15 protein-coding genes and 1 tRNA gene are annotated in these 12,338 nt (G+C 63.5%); 10 read left to right on the top strand and 6 right to left on the bottom strand.

The features are described 5' to 3' along the window. Positions 1–79 precede the first annotated feature (79 nt). Positions 80–772, top strand: a complete 693-nt coding sequence (gene queC, locus AC07U1_RS20575; protein ID WP_495177691.1) for a 7-cyano-7-deazaguanine synthase QueC — start codon at positions 80–82, stop codon at positions 770–772. Between the two features lie 2 nt (positions 773–774). Next, positions 775–1,407 (top strand): 7-carboxy-7-deazaguanine synthase, encoded by a 633-nt coding sequence (gene queE, locus AC07U1_RS20580; protein ID WP_495177690.1) that lies wholly within the window; start codon positions 775–777, stop codon positions 1,405–1,407. 7 nt (positions 1,408–1,414) lie between these two features. Here queE and AC07U1_RS20585 read toward each other — a convergent pair whose 3' ends face one another. Together AC07U1_RS20585 and lipB are read right to left on the bottom strand one after the other, a co-directional pair. Further along, positions 1,415–1,747, bottom strand: a complete 333-nt coding sequence (locus AC07U1_RS20585; RefSeq protein ID WP_187139773.1) for a hypothetical protein — start codon at positions 1,745–1,747, stop codon at positions 1,415–1,417. A 9-nt stretch (positions 1,748–1,756) separates the two neighbouring features. Then, positions 1,757–2,410 carry a lipoyl(octanoyl) transferase LipB gene (gene lipB, locus AC07U1_RS20590; RefSeq protein ID WP_187139774.1) on the bottom strand — a complete coding sequence of 218 codons (654 nt, stop codon included), beginning with the start codon at positions 2,408–2,410 and terminating at the stop codon, positions 1,757–1,759. Positions 2,411–2,539: 129 nt separating this feature from the next. Between lipB and AC07U1_RS20595 the strand changes: the two genes are divergently transcribed. Continuing rightward, complete coding sequence (locus tag AC07U1_RS20595) at positions 2,540–3,358, top strand: glycerophosphoryl diester phosphodiesterase membrane domain-containing protein (protein WP_492739511.1); 819 nt, start codon at positions 2,540–2,542, stop codon at positions 3,356–3,358. Between the two features lie 126 nt (positions 3,359–3,484). Beyond that, positions 3,485–4,360: a hypothetical protein gene (locus AC07U1_RS20600; RefSeq protein WP_187139776.1), complete on the top strand. Its 876-nt coding sequence runs from the start codon at positions 3,485–3,487 to the stop codon at positions 4,358–4,360. A 57-nt stretch (positions 4,361–4,417) separates the two neighbouring features. On the opposite strand, the gene hemF is transcribed toward AC07U1_RS20600, so the two are convergent. Both hemF and AC07U1_RS20610 read right to left on the bottom strand, forming a co-directional pair. Beyond that, entirely contained in the window at positions 4,418–5,278 is an 861-nt protein-coding gene (hemF, locus tag AC07U1_RS20605) for an oxygen-dependent coproporphyrinogen oxidase (RefSeq protein ID WP_495177689.1), read from the bottom strand. Further along, positions 5,275–5,733: a tRNA (cytidine(34)-2'-O)-methyltransferase gene (locus tag AC07U1_RS20610; RefSeq protein WP_056350965.1), complete on the bottom strand. Its 459-nt coding sequence runs from the start codon at positions 5,731–5,733 to the stop codon at positions 5,275–5,277. Before AC07U1_RS20610 ends, hemF begins: the two co-directional genes overlap by 4 nt. A gap of 221 nt (positions 5,734–5,954) precedes the next feature. Here AC07U1_RS20610 and petA point away from each other — a divergent pair, with 221 nt between their 5' ends. The 4 genes from petA to AC07U1_RS20630 are packed head-to-tail and all read left to right on the top strand — an operon-like array spanning position 5,955 to position 9,225. After that, entirely contained in the window at positions 5,955–6,512 is a 558-nt protein-coding gene (gene petA / locus AC07U1_RS20615) for a ubiquinol-cytochrome c reductase iron-sulfur subunit (protein WP_056350967.1), read from the top strand. Positions 6,513–6,525: 13 nt separating this feature from the next. Beyond that, complete coding sequence (locus AC07U1_RS20620) at positions 6,526–7,806, top strand: cytochrome b (RefSeq protein ID WP_056350969.1); 1,281 nt, start codon at positions 6,526–6,528, stop codon at positions 7,804–7,806. A gap of 31 nt (positions 7,807–7,837) precedes the next feature. Further along, the gene (locus tag AC07U1_RS20625; protein ID WP_056350971.1) at positions 7,838–8,647 is read left to right on the top strand and encodes a cytochrome c1; all 810 of its coding nucleotides are present in this window, start codon (positions 7,838–7,840) and stop codon (positions 8,645–8,647) included. A 23-nt stretch (positions 8,648–8,670) separates the two neighbouring features. Next, a complete protein-coding gene (locus AC07U1_RS20630; RefSeq protein ID WP_495177688.1) occupies positions 8,671–9,225 on the top strand; it encodes an adenine phosphoribosyltransferase in 555 nt (184 codons plus the stop codon). Positions 9,226–9,251: 26 nt separating this feature from the next. On the opposite strand, the gene AC07U1_RS20635 is transcribed toward AC07U1_RS20630, so the two are convergent. Both AC07U1_RS20635 and AC07U1_RS20640 read right to left on the bottom strand, forming a co-directional pair. Next, positions 9,252–9,527 carry a DUF6959 family protein gene (locus AC07U1_RS20635; protein ID WP_495177687.1) on the bottom strand — a complete coding sequence of 92 codons (276 nt, stop codon included), beginning with the start codon at positions 9,525–9,527 and terminating at the stop codon, positions 9,252–9,254. Between the two features lie 139 nt (positions 9,528–9,666). Then, a complete protein-coding gene (locus tag AC07U1_RS20640) occupies positions 9,667–10,401 on the bottom strand; it encodes a DUF1134 domain-containing protein (RefSeq protein WP_443028058.1) in 735 nt (244 codons plus the stop codon). Positions 10,402–10,680: 279 nt separating this feature from the next. Between AC07U1_RS20640 and AC07U1_RS20645 the strand changes: the two genes are divergently transcribed. Both AC07U1_RS20645 and AC07U1_RS20650 read left to right on the top strand, forming a co-directional pair. Further along, positions 10,681–10,773, top strand: a tRNA-Ser gene (locus AC07U1_RS20645). Positions 10,774–11,283: 510 nt separating this feature from the next. Beyond that, positions 11,284–12,180 carry a LysR family transcriptional regulator gene (locus AC07U1_RS20650; protein ID WP_495177686.1) on the top strand — a complete coding sequence of 299 codons (897 nt, stop codon included), beginning with the start codon at positions 11,284–11,286 and terminating at the stop codon, positions 12,178–12,180. The last annotated feature ends 158 nt before the right edge of the window (positions 12,181–12,338 follow it).

The following is a 12,338-nucleotide window of genomic DNA, read 5'->3' on the forward strand; positions in this document are numbered from 1 at the left end:
GTGTGACCTGTCATGCGGCCCGTTTCTTTGGTGCAGCGCAGCACTTGCACGCCCGACGACGCGGGCCTATCTGGCGCCGATGCAAGACGTAGCCGGAAAAACGCTGATCGTCCTCCTGTCGGGCGGGCTCGACTCGATGGTTTGCGCGGGCCTCGCGAAAGAGGCCGGCGCACGCATCGTCGCGCTGACGATCGATTATAATCAGCGTCACCGCGTCGAACTGGAATCGGCCGCGCGCATCGCGGACTATGTCGGGGCGGCCGAGCATATCGTGCTGCCGCTCGACCTCCGCCGCTTCGGCGGCTCGGCGCTGACCGATGATATCGCGGTGCCCAAGGACGGCGTCGGGGACGAGGTGCCGGTCACCTATGTGCCCGCACGCAACCTGATCTTCCTGTCGCTGACGCTCGGCCTCGCCGAGGCGCGGGCCGCGCAGGACATCGTCATCGGGGTCAATGCGCTCGACTATTCGGGCTATCCCGACTGCCGCCCCGAATTCATTTCGGGCTTCGAAAAACTGGCGCGGCTCGCGACGCGCGACGGCGACAAGGGCGTCGATTTCCGCATCCACGCACCGCTCCAGCATATGACCAAGGCCGATATCGCCGCCGAGGCCGCACGGCTCGGCATGGACGCGGGCATGAGCTGGTCGTGCTACGATCCCGCGCCGAGCGGCGAGCATTGCGGGCTGTGCGACAGCTGCCGCCTGCGCGCCAAGGGCTTCGCCGACGCCGGGCTGGTCGATCCGACCCGCTACGCCGCGCAGATCTGACGATGTCCTATGCGGTGAAAGAAATTTTCCTCACCCTGCAGGGTGAGGGCGCGCAGGCCGGGCGCCGCGCCGTCTTCTGCCGCTTTGCGGGCTGCAATTTGTGGACGGGGCGCGAGAAGGATCGCGCGAAAGCGGTCTGCCAATTCTGCGACACCGATTTCGTCGGCACCGACGGCACCCTGGGCGGCAAATATAAAAATGCCACGGCACTCGCCGCGACGATCGCGGACAGCTGGGGCGAGGGCGCCGACGACCGCTATGTCGTGCTGACCGGCGGCGAGCCGATGCTGCAGGTCGACGATGCGCTGATCGACGCGCTGCACGCGCAAGGGTTCCTCATCGCGATCGAGAGCAACGGGACGTTCGCGGTGCCGCGCAGCATCGACTGGATCTGCATCAGCCCCAAGGCGGGCAGCGAACTGGTGCAGACGAGCGGCGACGAACTGAAGCTGGTGTGGCCGCAGCCGGGCAGCGACGTCGCGCGGTTCGCGACGCTCGATTTCGGGCATCTGCTGGTGCAGCCGCTCGACGATCCGAATGCCGCTGCCAATGTCCAGGCGTGCATCGACCTGGTGATGGAAGACCCGCGCTGGCGTCTGTCGCTCCAGGCACACAAGAGCCTGGGGCTGCGCTAACCCTTCATTATTCGCCGGCTTTTTTGGCAGGCGCCGGGGTGTCGGGCTTCTTGCCGACGGGGACAGTGATCGCTTCGCCTTCGCCACTCGTCTCTTCGGCGTCGGCCTCGTCGGTCGCTTGCTCGTCCTTCTGTGCGGGCTTCGCCGTCCCATCGTCGGGAACGCTGTTGTCGACCGCGGTGCCGTCGCCGCTCGCATCGTCGAGGATGATCATCGAATCGCTGATCGTGCCCGGCTCGACCTCGACCGTTTCGAGCTTGGTCGTCGTCTTGCCCGACGGTTCGCTGCCGCAGGCGGCGAGGGCGAGGATCAGGAGCGAGGGGAGGATGATACGGGTCATGATCTTGTCCTAGTCGCTGGCCGAAATTTTGTCGAGAAAGGCGGGAAGCGCGCGTTCGAGCGCGGCGTCGACCTCGGCGAAACCCACCATCTTGCCGAGCGCGGCGAGGCTGGTCACCGGAAATTCGGCGATCCCGCACGGCACGATGCCGCCGAAATGAGCGAGGTCGGGCGCGACGTTGATCGAGACGCCGTGCATCGTCACCCAGCGTTTCACGCGCACCCCGATCGCGCCGATCTTGGCCTCGCGGCCATTTTCGTCGTCGGTCCAGATGCCGATGCGGCCTTGGGCGCGGCGTGCCGTGACGCCGAATTCGGCAAGCGCATCGATCACCCAGCCTTCGAGCGCCGACACATAGGCGCGCACGTCGCGGCCCCGTTTGGAAAGGTCGAGCTGGACATAACCGACGCGCTGGCCGGGGCCGTGATAGGTGTAGCGCCCGCCGCGCCCGGCGTCATAGACCGGGAAACGGGGGTCGAGCAGCTCGGCGGGATCCGAACTGGTCCCGGCGGTGTAGAGCGGCGGATGTTCGAGCAGCCAGATGCGTTCGCTGGCCTCGCCCGCGAAGATCGCGGCGGCGCGCGCCTCCATGTCGGCGAGCGCGGCGGGATAATCGCTCAGGCCCGGCGAAACGGTCCATAGGGGCGGTGGCAGATGGCTCATCGTGCCGCCTCCTGCTCCCACGCGCGAGCGAGTGCAAGGGGCGCGCGCTAAATCGTTAACATGGCTGGACATCGGGGAGCAAGACCGCCAGTCTCCCGCGTCAACGGGTCAACCAGAGACGGGATTTAGATGCCAAAATTCGACATGGGCGCGGCGTGGGAAGACAGCTTGGTCCTGCTGCGGTCGCACAGCGTATTGACGGGCACCATCGCCGCCGTCTTCCTCTTTCTGCCGACGCTCGCGGTCGCCTGGTTCGGGCCGGTCCCGATCGAGCCCGCCGCTGGCGCGACATTCGACCAGATGATGATGACGTTTCGCGAAAGCGCGCGGCAGGCCGTGCCGTATCAGTTGCTCGTCAGCGTGATTTCGGCGATCGGCGGGGTCGGTATCCTGCGCCTCTGGTTGTCGCGGACCAGCACCAGCGTCGGCGACGCGCTCGTCTTCGCGCTCAAGATGATCCCGACGATGATCGCGATCCAACTGATCCTCGGCGTCGGGCTGGGCCTGATCGCGGTTCTGGCGATCATGCCGGGAATCGCGGCGGGGGGCGGCGCCGTCGGCGCGCTGCTGTTGTTCGTCGGCGCGCTGTTGATCATCGGCATCTGCGCTTATTTGTGGGGGCGGCTCGCGGTGACCTCGCCGGTCGTTGCCGATCGCACCCAGTATAATCCGGTCGTCGCGATCCAGGAAAGCTGGCGTTTGACCAAGGGCAATGGTTGGCGGATTGCGCTCTTTCTGTTTCTCGTCACACTCGTGATCATCATCGTCGCACTGCTCCTCGGCGGGGTGATCGGCGCGGTCGTGGGGACCGGTGACGGTATCGGACGGATGCTGACCGGATTCGTCGAAGGCGGCGTCGCGGCGGTCGGCGGCATCGTCTCGGCCGCGATCAGCGCCGCGACCTACCGTCAGTTGGCGCTCACCGGCGGCAACGCCATATTTTCCTGAGGGAAACGCAAGAGGCCTTTGTCCGTGACGTCATGAAGTGATCGCAAACCGGACGACGGCCCGCTAATGAGGGACATTGGGCGCACAAAAAGGAACAAGGAACAGGTTCAACAAAGGGGGAAAATCATGGTCAAGATGAGTATCGGTGCCGCTTTTTCGGAGACCTTCGGGTTTCTGAAGACCAATTGGATGCAGATGCTGTTGTGGCTTGGTGGCGCGGTGGTGATCGCCTGCCTGCTCGGCTGGTTGCTGTTGCGCAATGCGATGATGACCATGATGATGGCGCAGGGCGATCCGTCGGCCGCATTCGGAGCCTTCGGGTCGATAATTCTGTTCGGTTTCATCGCCGGGACGATCGTCTATGCGGCGAGCCTTTTGATCTGGCGGACGGGACTGGTCGGCGGTGAGCCTGCCAGCGATATCGGCTGGGGCTTGGGCGCGGGCGCCGCGCTGATGCTCGCCAACTTCGTCGTGCAGATCGCGTTGATGATCGTCTTCTACATCGTGTTGTTCATCGTCGGCCTGCTGGCGTTCGGCATTTTCGGTGCCAGCGGCATGTCGCTGGAGAGTTTCGCGACTGGGGGTGCATCGGCCGGACTCATTCTGTTCGGCGTGATCTTCTATGTCGCGCTGATCGTCTTCTTCCTCTGGTTCTTCGGTCGCCTGACCGCCGCCGGCCCGGTGATGGCGGTGAACCGTTCGTCGAATCCCTTTTCGGCCTTTGCCGAATCGTGGCGGCTGACGAGCGCATCGCAATGGACGATCGTCGGCTTCAATTTCCTGATGATCCTCCTCTTTCTCGTCTTCTTTTTCATCGTCTCGATGGTCTTCGGCGGGGTTGCGAGCGCGATGATGACGCCCGACGCGGGCATGGGCGCGATGATCGGCGCGCTCATCATGGCGCTGGTCATCTATGTGCCGGTGGTTCTGGTGTCGGTGTCGATGCCGGCGGGCATCTATCGCTGCATCGGGGTGCAGGGTTCGCCGGACGTTTTCGCCTGAGGTGAGCCGATCAAAGCAAAAGAAGGGGCGCTCCGGAAACGGGGCGCCCTTTTCGCATCAGTTCCACTTGGCGAGTGGCGGCAGGCTCATCAGGATCGCGTCGATATTGCCCCCGGTCTTGAGCCCGAACAGGGTGCCGCGATCGTAGACGAGATTGAATTCGGCATAGCGGCCGCGCCAGATGAGCTGCGCCTCGCGGTCGGCGTCGGTGAAGGGCAGGCCCATGCGTCGCCGCACGATCTGCGGAAAGATATCGAGGAAGGCCTCGCCGACCGCGCGGGTCAGCTGGAAATTGCGGTCGAACTCGGCATCGTCGCCGGTTTCGAGATGGTCATAGAATATGCCGCCGACGCCGCGATGGACGCCGCGGTGCGGAATATAGAAATAATCCTCGGCCCATTTGGCATAGCGTTCATAGACCTCGGGACCGAAAGGCGCGCAGGCGGCGCGCAGCCGGGCATGAAAGGCGTCGGTGTCCTCGGCATAGGGAATCGGCGGATTGAGGTCGGCGCCGCCGCCGAACCAGCGCCGCGTCGTGACGAGGAAGCGCGTGTTCATATGCACAGCGGGAACATGCGGGTTCGCCATATGCGCGACGAGGCTGATCCCGGTCGCGAAAAAACTGGGGTCCTCGGCCGCGCCGTGGATCGACGCGGCGAAATCGGGGGCGAACTGGCCGCCGACGGTCGAGACATTGACCCCGACCTTTTCGAATACCTGGCCGGTCATCACCCCGCGCACTCCGCCGCCGCCTGCACCGGAGTCGAGTCCTTCGGCCTCGCGGTCCCACGGCGTATAGGCGAAGCGCGCGTCGCTGCCGGCTTCGGTTTCGATCGCCTCGAATTCGGCGCAGATCCGGTCGCGCAGCGATTCGAACCAGTCGCGCGCGGCCTGTTGCTGGGGATCGAGCGAAATCATGCGGGAAAACCTTTCGTCTGCCGAAGCGCTTCGGCGAGCGCGATGCCAGCCGCGACCGCGACATTCAAGGAGCGAAAGCCCTGGCTCATCGGAATCGCGACCCGCGCGGTCACCGCCGCATGGACATGATGCGGGACGCCCGCGCTTTCCGATCCGAACAGCAGGATGTCGCTTGCGGTGAAATCGAACCGGGGCAGGGGCGTCGCCCCCGTCGTCGTCAGGAGCACGAGCCGCTGGCCGCCGATTTGCGACCATATCCGGAACGCGTCCCAGTCTGGGTGGCGCCGCACATTGGCGCGCACCGCATAATCCATGCCTGCACGCTTCAGCGCGCCGTCGGAGAAGGGAAAGCCGCACGGCTCGATAATATGCGCGGGCACGCCGAAACAGGCGGCGGTGCGCAGCGTGGTACCGACATTGCCCGCGATGTCGGGCTGAAACAGTGCGATTTCCATGCGCTTTCCTTAGGGCGCGCGGCGTCGCAAATCGAGCGTTTCGGCGCCGCGACATGATCCGGTCAAAGAAGCGGAAATTGCCTGTTGGCAAGCCCCGACTGTGCGGCTATCAGGCCCGCAATTCCCGGAGGGGCCGCCGGGGCGCGCCATTTCGTGCGCGTGCAATCAGGGTGGCCCTCAGCCCGGGGAAATTGTCAGTTCAGCCATACAAGGGCAATCGAATGGCCAGTGAAACCGAACACACCGCCGGAATCGAAGACGGGGTGCGCCGCCGTGATTTCATCAACATTGCAGCGGTCAGCTTTGCGGGGGTCGGTGCGGCCGCGGTCGTGCTGCCGCTGGTCAACCAGATGAACCCGTCGGCGGACGTGCTCGCGCTGTCGACGACCCAGATCGATATTTCGGCAATCCAGCCGGGCCAGGCGATCAAGACGAGCTGGCGCAAGCAGCCGGTGTTCGTTCGCAACCTGGTCGCCAAGGAAATCGCCGAGGCGAAAGCGGTGCCGCTGGGTGACCTGCGCGACCCCGAAACGATCGACCAGCGGACCAAGCCCGGCAAGGAAAACTGGCTGATCACGCTCGGCGTCTGCACCCATTTGGGCTGCGTGCCGCTCGGCGCTGCCGAGGGCGAGAATCGTGGCGATTTCGGCGGCTATTTCTGCCCGTGCCATGGGTCGCACTACGACACCGCGGCGCGCATTCGTAAAGGTCCGGCACCCAAGAATCTGGTTGTGCCGCCTTATAATTTTGACAGCGACACCGTCGTGACGATCGGCTGAGGAGCGAGATAAGATGAGCTTTCCCTGGGCCAAGCAATATCAGCCGCAGCATCCGTTGATGCAGTGGCTGGACGAGAAGCTGCCAATGCCGCGCCTCGTCTACAACGCGATCGGTGCCGGCTATCCGGTGCCGCGCAACCTCAACTATTTCTGGAATTTCGGCGTCCTCGCCGGCGCCGCGCTGGCGATTCAGATCATCACCGGCATCGTGCTGGCGATGCATTATGCCGCCAATGCGGGCGTCGCCTTCAATTCGGTCGAGCATATCATGCGCGACGTGAACGCCGGCTGGTTCATCCGCTATGCGCATATGAACGGCGCGAGCATGTTCTTCATCGTCGTCTATCTCCACATCTTCCGCGGCCTTTTCTACGGATCGTACAAGGCGCCGCGCGAAATGGTGTGGTTGCTGGGCGTCGTGATCTTCCTGCTGATGATGGCGACCGCCTTCATGGGCTATGTGCTGCCGTGGGGCCAGATGAGCTTCTGGGGCGCGCAGGTGATCACCGGCTTCTTCTCGGCGATACCGCTCGTCGGCGAACCGGTCCGCGAATGGCTGCTCGGCGGCTTCGTCCCCGACAATGCCACGCTCAACCGTTTCTTCTCGCTGCACTATCTGCTGCCGTTCGTGATCGCGGGTGTCATCATCCTGCACATCTGGGCGCTGCACATCCCGGGTTCGTCGAACCCGACCGGCATCGAAGTGAAGGACGAACAGGACACCGTCCCGTTCCACCCCTATTACACCGCGAAGGACGGCTTCGGACTCGGTATCTTCCTGCTCATCTTCGCCGCGCTGACCTTCTTCAGCCCGAACATGCTGGGCCATGCCGACAACTATATCCCGGCGAACTCGCTTTCGACCCCGGCGCACATCGTTCCCGAATGGTATTTCCTGCCCTTCTACGCGATCCTGAAGGCCTTCACCTTCAACTTCCTGTGGATCGACGCGAAGCTGTGGGGCGTGATCGCGATGTTCGCTTCGATCGCGGTGCTGTTCTTCCTGCCCTGGCTCGACAGCTCGCCGGTCAAGTCGTCGACCTATCGCCCGATCTATCGCTGGTTCTTCTGGGTTCTGGTGATCGACGTGTTCATCCTGGGTTTCTGCGGCATGCAGCCGGCCGAACAGCCCTATGTGATCATGAGCCAGATCGGTGCGATCTATTATTTCGCCCACTTCCTGGTGATCCTGCCGATCGTGTCGCGCATCGAACGTCCGTTGCCGATGCCGAATTCGATCACCGAGGCGGTTCTCGCCAAGCATGCCGACACGCCGTCGGCGGCCACGGCCTGAGCGCCGGACTTTAATAGGAGCTGATACAGCCATGGTTCGTCCGCTCGGATTCCTCGTCGGCCTCGGTTTCATTGCCGCGCTGGTGCTCGCGATTCTCACGACGCCGCTCAGCAATGAAGAGAATGTCGCCCACAAGTTTCACGAACATCCCAAGCATCTGAAGCTCGCCAGCGACGGCCTGCTGCCCCATTGGGACAAGCAGCAGCTGCAGCGCGGCATGCAGGTGTACAAGGAGGTCTGCTCGGCCTGCCACAGCCTACACCTCGTCGCCTTCCGCGACATCGAGGCGCTGGGTTACAGCGAAGGCCAGGTGAAGACCTTCGCCAAGGGTTTCCAGGTTCCGTCGATCAACCCCGACACCGGCGAACCGGCAACCCGCGATGGGCTGTCGTCGGATTATTTCCCGTCGCCCTATGCCAATGAAACCGCGGCGCGTGCGGCGAACAACAATGCGTTGCCGCCCGACCTGTCGCTGATCACCAAGGCGCGCGAAGGCGGCAAGGACTATGTCTATTCGCTGCTGACCGGGTTCAAGAACCCGCCGGCCAACCTGCCCGCCGAACTCAAGCCGGGCACCGGGCTGCACTACAACCCCTATTTCGCGAACCTCAACCTCGCGATGGCGCCGCCGCTGGCCCCGAATCAGGTCACCTATGCCGACGGCACCAAGGCGACGGTCGACCAGATGGCCAAGGACGTCACCGCGTTCCTCGTCTGGACCGCCGAGCCGAAGCTGGTGAAGCGCGTGCAGGTCGGTTGGGCCGTCGTGATCTTCCTGGCGATGTTCAGCGTGCTCGCCTATCTGTCGTACCGGAACATCTGGGCCGACAAGAAGCATTGAGCGGACTAGGGAGGGCGCGTCCCATGATCGCCCTCCCGCCGCAGCCTGACCTCGACCTCGCGTCGCTGGTCCGCACCATTCCCGACTTTCCCAAGCCGGGCATCCAGTTTCGCGACATCACGACACTGATCGGCGACGCCGCCGGCTTTTCCGAAGCCGTGCGGCGTCTTTCCGTTCGCGCGGCAAGCCATGCGCCTGACCTGATCGTTGCGGTCGAGGCGCGCGGCTTCCTGTTCGGCGCCGCGATGGCGACCGCGATGGGGCTGGGCCTCGTGCCCGTGCGCAAGGCGGGCAAGCTGCCCGGCGTCACCATCGGGGTCGATTATGAACTCGAATATGGCGTCGACCGGCTCGAACTGCACGAAGGCGCGGTGCTGCCCGGCCACCGCGTGGTGCTGGTCGATGATCTGCTCGCTACCGGCGGCACGATCCTCGCCACTGCCGAACTGATGCGCAATGCCGGGGCGGAGGTGGCGGCGGCGCTGTTCGTTATCGACCTGCCCGATCTCGGCGGGTCACAGCGGCTGGAGGCCGCCGGGCTGGCGTGCGAGACGTTGATCGCCTTCGACGGCGATTAGCGCGGTGGCTTTGGGGTGCGAAGCGGTCATTCGCTCCCATCATAAAAGGGCAGTTTTAGGCCATGCTCTTGCATGGTCTGAGCATAGAAATTGACACGCTCCTGTAGCACATCGGCTAGTTCTTTCAGGTCGTACCAATGGTCGGAATCTGGCTCGGCGCCCGCAAGAGCAGCCGCTGCCATGCTGCTCCAACTGTGAAGGGTGTCCCCTTGGATCGGCATCCCAGGGAATTTGCGGCCTGGATGCCGCATGACGGCAGCATTGGTCGCATCGGAGTAAATCTCGATCGGTTCTATTCGCATACTCACCTCACTAAGTAGAGCTATGCCGATAGCCCTTGTTGTCCGCAATCGGTCGAACCGGTCATTCGGTCTGCCCTCACGCAAAACGCCCGCACCTTGCGGCGCGGGCGTTCGAAGCGTCCAAGGGGGAAGGGCGCTTTTAGAAGGGGACCCAGTTCTGCTTCTTGCGGAACTTCATATAGCCGACATTGGCGCCAAGCCGCGCGCCGACACCGACGCGGATCGGGATCAGCACCACGTCGCCGCGGCGCAGGTACGACGCGTTGAAACCGCCGATCAGATAGGCGGCGCCTTCGCCCGCCGGATAGCGTTTGTAGAGATCCTGGGTGTCGAACAGATTGTAGACGAGGACGAAGGTGTTGCCGGCGTTGGCGCCCGCGTCGAAGCCGATCGACGGGCCGGTCCAGTAAGCGGGCATCTCGCCCTCGATCTTGTGAAACAGGGTGCCCGAGCCGTAACGCACGCCGAGCACCAGCGCACCGCCGGCTTCGCGGCCGACGATATAGGCATTGGGCTCGCCCTGCTTCTTCAGAATATCCTCGATCAGCCCGGCAAGGCCCTGGGCGCCCTTGCCGAACACGCCCTCGGCGGCGCCGATCAGATCGTCCTTCTTGTAGGTCGAGCCCGGGGGTGCGTTCGTCGCCGCAGCTTCGGGACCGGTGGTCGGGGTCGCCGCCGTGTCGGGTGAGGTCACCTGATCGCCGGTCGCGAGATCACTGTCATAGGACGTATCGCCGCTCGTCGTGCTGGTGGCTGGCGGCGGCGGGGCCGGGTTGTCGAGATCGGCATCGATCGCGCTGTTGGGATCGATCTGCGTCATCTGCGCCGCCGCAGGTAGCGGCGACACGGAGAGGCCGATCGAAGCGATGGCCATCAAGGCGAGACTGGAAAGCGACTGACGCATTATATTCCCCCAAATTCCGGGCCGGCGACGCGCGATCGCGCCGCAGGGCAGTATTTACCATGACTCCAATTGGCCGGCGGGCAATGAACCGGCGATGACCTGAGTCGATTTTGCGCCAGGCCGAATCGATTTCGGCGCCGGTCCGATGCCCGGGTGAAAAAAATGGTAATGTTTGCCGTTGCGGGGGGCGGGGTGGCTGGCTATAGCGACCCGCCTAAGCCAGCCTGTCGTTAGCGCGACAGACCATGCGGAGACGTGGGTGAGTGGCTGAAACCAACGGTTTGCTAAACCGTCGTACTGGTAAATCCGGTACCGAGGGTTCGAATCCCTCCGTCTCCGCCACCTACCCTTCCGCAGGGGTCCGTCTCAGTCCACAGAGATTGAGCTTTTCCCAGAAAACCAGAGCTTTTCGGATTCGCTCGTCCGCGACGTCTTTACGCGGCTCGGCGAGGCGACGGCGTGCGGCCTGAAGAGCCGCTTGGTGCGCGGTTTGCAGGAGGATTCTCGCGCCGCCAGCGTTTCGCCGCGATCGACTTGCCGAACAGCGCGCGGGCCATGCCCTGCCGGGTCGTCTCCAGCATGGGGCCTCGCGGAGATTGAGTCCGGTTACGCGGTGCTCGACGAGGATTGGCAGGGTGCCTTGAAAGCGGACATTCGTATTTCGCCGTCATCGACTATATCCGCCAAGCCGGATTCAACCCGGCGACATGTCCTTGCTGGTGGTCGCCCGGCGAGCTAGTGAAGCTGAGCGTAAGTGCTCGCGTTCATTTTGAATGCGCAATCAATTTTGCCGTTCGCACGTCAGGCAACCATCGCGACACGATATTCGTCCGAGCGACAACAGGATGCGTAGTGAAACTTCGCCAGATTGAAATCTTCCACGCCGTTTATGTGACTGGCTCGGTCAGCGCCGCGGCGCGGGTGCTGAATATTTCGCAGCCGTCGGTCACGAAAATCTTGCGTTATGCGGAGACCAGCCTCGGGCTGTCGTTATTCGAACGGACGAAGGGGCGCCTGGTCCCCACCGAGGATGCGCACGAGCTTTTCCTGGAGGTGGCGGAGGTCCAGAAGCGTGTCGACCAGCTCCGGCGGGCGAGCCGCAACCTGCGGTTCGGGCAAGGGCGGACACTGCGCGTTTCGGTGCTGCCGTCCCTCGGGCTCGGAGCGATTCCGGATGCGGTCACGGCCTTTCTGGCCAAACATGAGGGCGTGTCGCTCGAGCTTCACACGGCGCATCACGACGACATGGTGCGCAAGCTGTACGAGCGGGAAACGGATCTGGTCATCAGCTATGACGTGCCTTCGACCGCTCCCGTAGGCTTCGACGTGCTGGGCACGGGAGAATTGGTCGCGATCTTTAAACCGGGCGCTATTCAATGCGATATGCCGCGCATGCCCCTGAGCGCGCTGGAAGGGCATCGCTTCATAACCACAGTCAAAAGCGGCCCCATGGGTAATCTGTTGTCCGAGGAACTCGCCCAGACCGGCGTGATGTTGAATGACGTCGTCTCGTCCCAGACCTTCTTTGTCGCGGCGGCGCTCGTCCGGTCGGGCGCAGGTGTCTCGATCGTCGACAGTTTTACGGCACAAGCAATCGCGGCGCCGGACATCGCCTTCAAGCCGCTCCAGCCGCCCATCCCGTTCAACGTCTATGCCATCTATCTGCAGAACCGGCCCCCGTCGAAATTGGCGACCGTTTTGCTGAAGCATCTGAAAAGCGCCTTTCAGGCCTATAGAAAATTTCTATAGGCCGCCGCCGGATAGATATTGTTCGGATCGTCCGTCGCGGATTAGGCAAGCAACATCTGTCAGTCAGCAAAGCGGATCATTGCGCTTGTCCTTCGATATTTGTGGTATTTCCGGGGTCGTATCCAGCCAATGGTCCGGCCTGGGCAGGCTTGGCCATC

The organism is Sphingopyxis sp. GW821-FHT02C12 (assembly GCF_059421785.1).

Coding starts and splice junctions, on each gene's coding strand:
- AC07U1_RS20620 (WP_056350969.1), top strand. CDS start 6,526: ATGAGCTTTCCCTGGGCCAAGCAATATCAGCCGCAGCATCCGTTGATG.
- lipB (WP_187139774.1), bottom strand. CDS start 2,410: ATGAGCCATCTGCCACCGCCCCTATGGACCGTTTCGCCGGGCCTGAGC.
- AC07U1_RS20585 (WP_187139773.1), bottom strand. CDS start 1,747: ATGACCCGTATCATCCTCCCCTCGCTCCTGATCCTCGCCCTCGCCGCC.
- AC07U1_RS20600 (WP_187139776.1), top strand. CDS start 3,485: ATGGTCAAGATGAGTATCGGTGCCGCTTTTTCGGAGACCTTCGGGTTT.
- hemF (WP_495177689.1), bottom strand. CDS start 5,278: ATGATTTCGCTCGATCCCCAGCAACAGGCCGCGCGCGACTGGTTCGAA.
- AC07U1_RS20640 (WP_443028058.1), bottom strand. CDS start 10,401: ATGGCCATCGCTTCGATCGGCCTCTCCGTGTCGCCGCTACCTGCGGCG.
- queE (WP_495177690.1), top strand. CDS start 775: ATGTCCTATGCGGTGAAAGAAATTTTCCTCACCCTGCAGGGTGAGGGC.
- petA (WP_056350967.1), top strand. CDS start 5,955: ATGGCCAGTGAAACCGAACACACCGCCGGAATCGAAGACGGGGTGCGC.
- AC07U1_RS20595 (WP_492739511.1), top strand. CDS start 2,540: ATGCCAAAATTCGACATGGGCGCGGCGTGGGAAGACAGCTTGGTCCTG.
- AC07U1_RS20610 (WP_056350965.1), bottom strand. CDS start 5,733: ATGGAAATCGCACTGTTTCAGCCCGACATCGCGGGCAATGTCGGTACC.
- AC07U1_RS20630 (WP_495177688.1), top strand. CDS start 8,671: ATGATCGCCCTCCCGCCGCAGCCTGACCTCGACCTCGCGTCGCTGGTC.
- AC07U1_RS20635 (WP_495177687.1), bottom strand. CDS start 9,527: ATGCGAATAGAACCGATCGAGATTTACTCCGATGCGACCAATGCTGCC.
- queC (WP_495177691.1), top strand. CDS start 80: ATGCAAGACGTAGCCGGAAAAACGCTGATCGTCCTCCTGTCGGGCGGG.
- AC07U1_RS20625 (WP_056350971.1), top strand. CDS start 7,838: ATGGTTCGTCCGCTCGGATTCCTCGTCGGCCTCGGTTTCATTGCCGCG.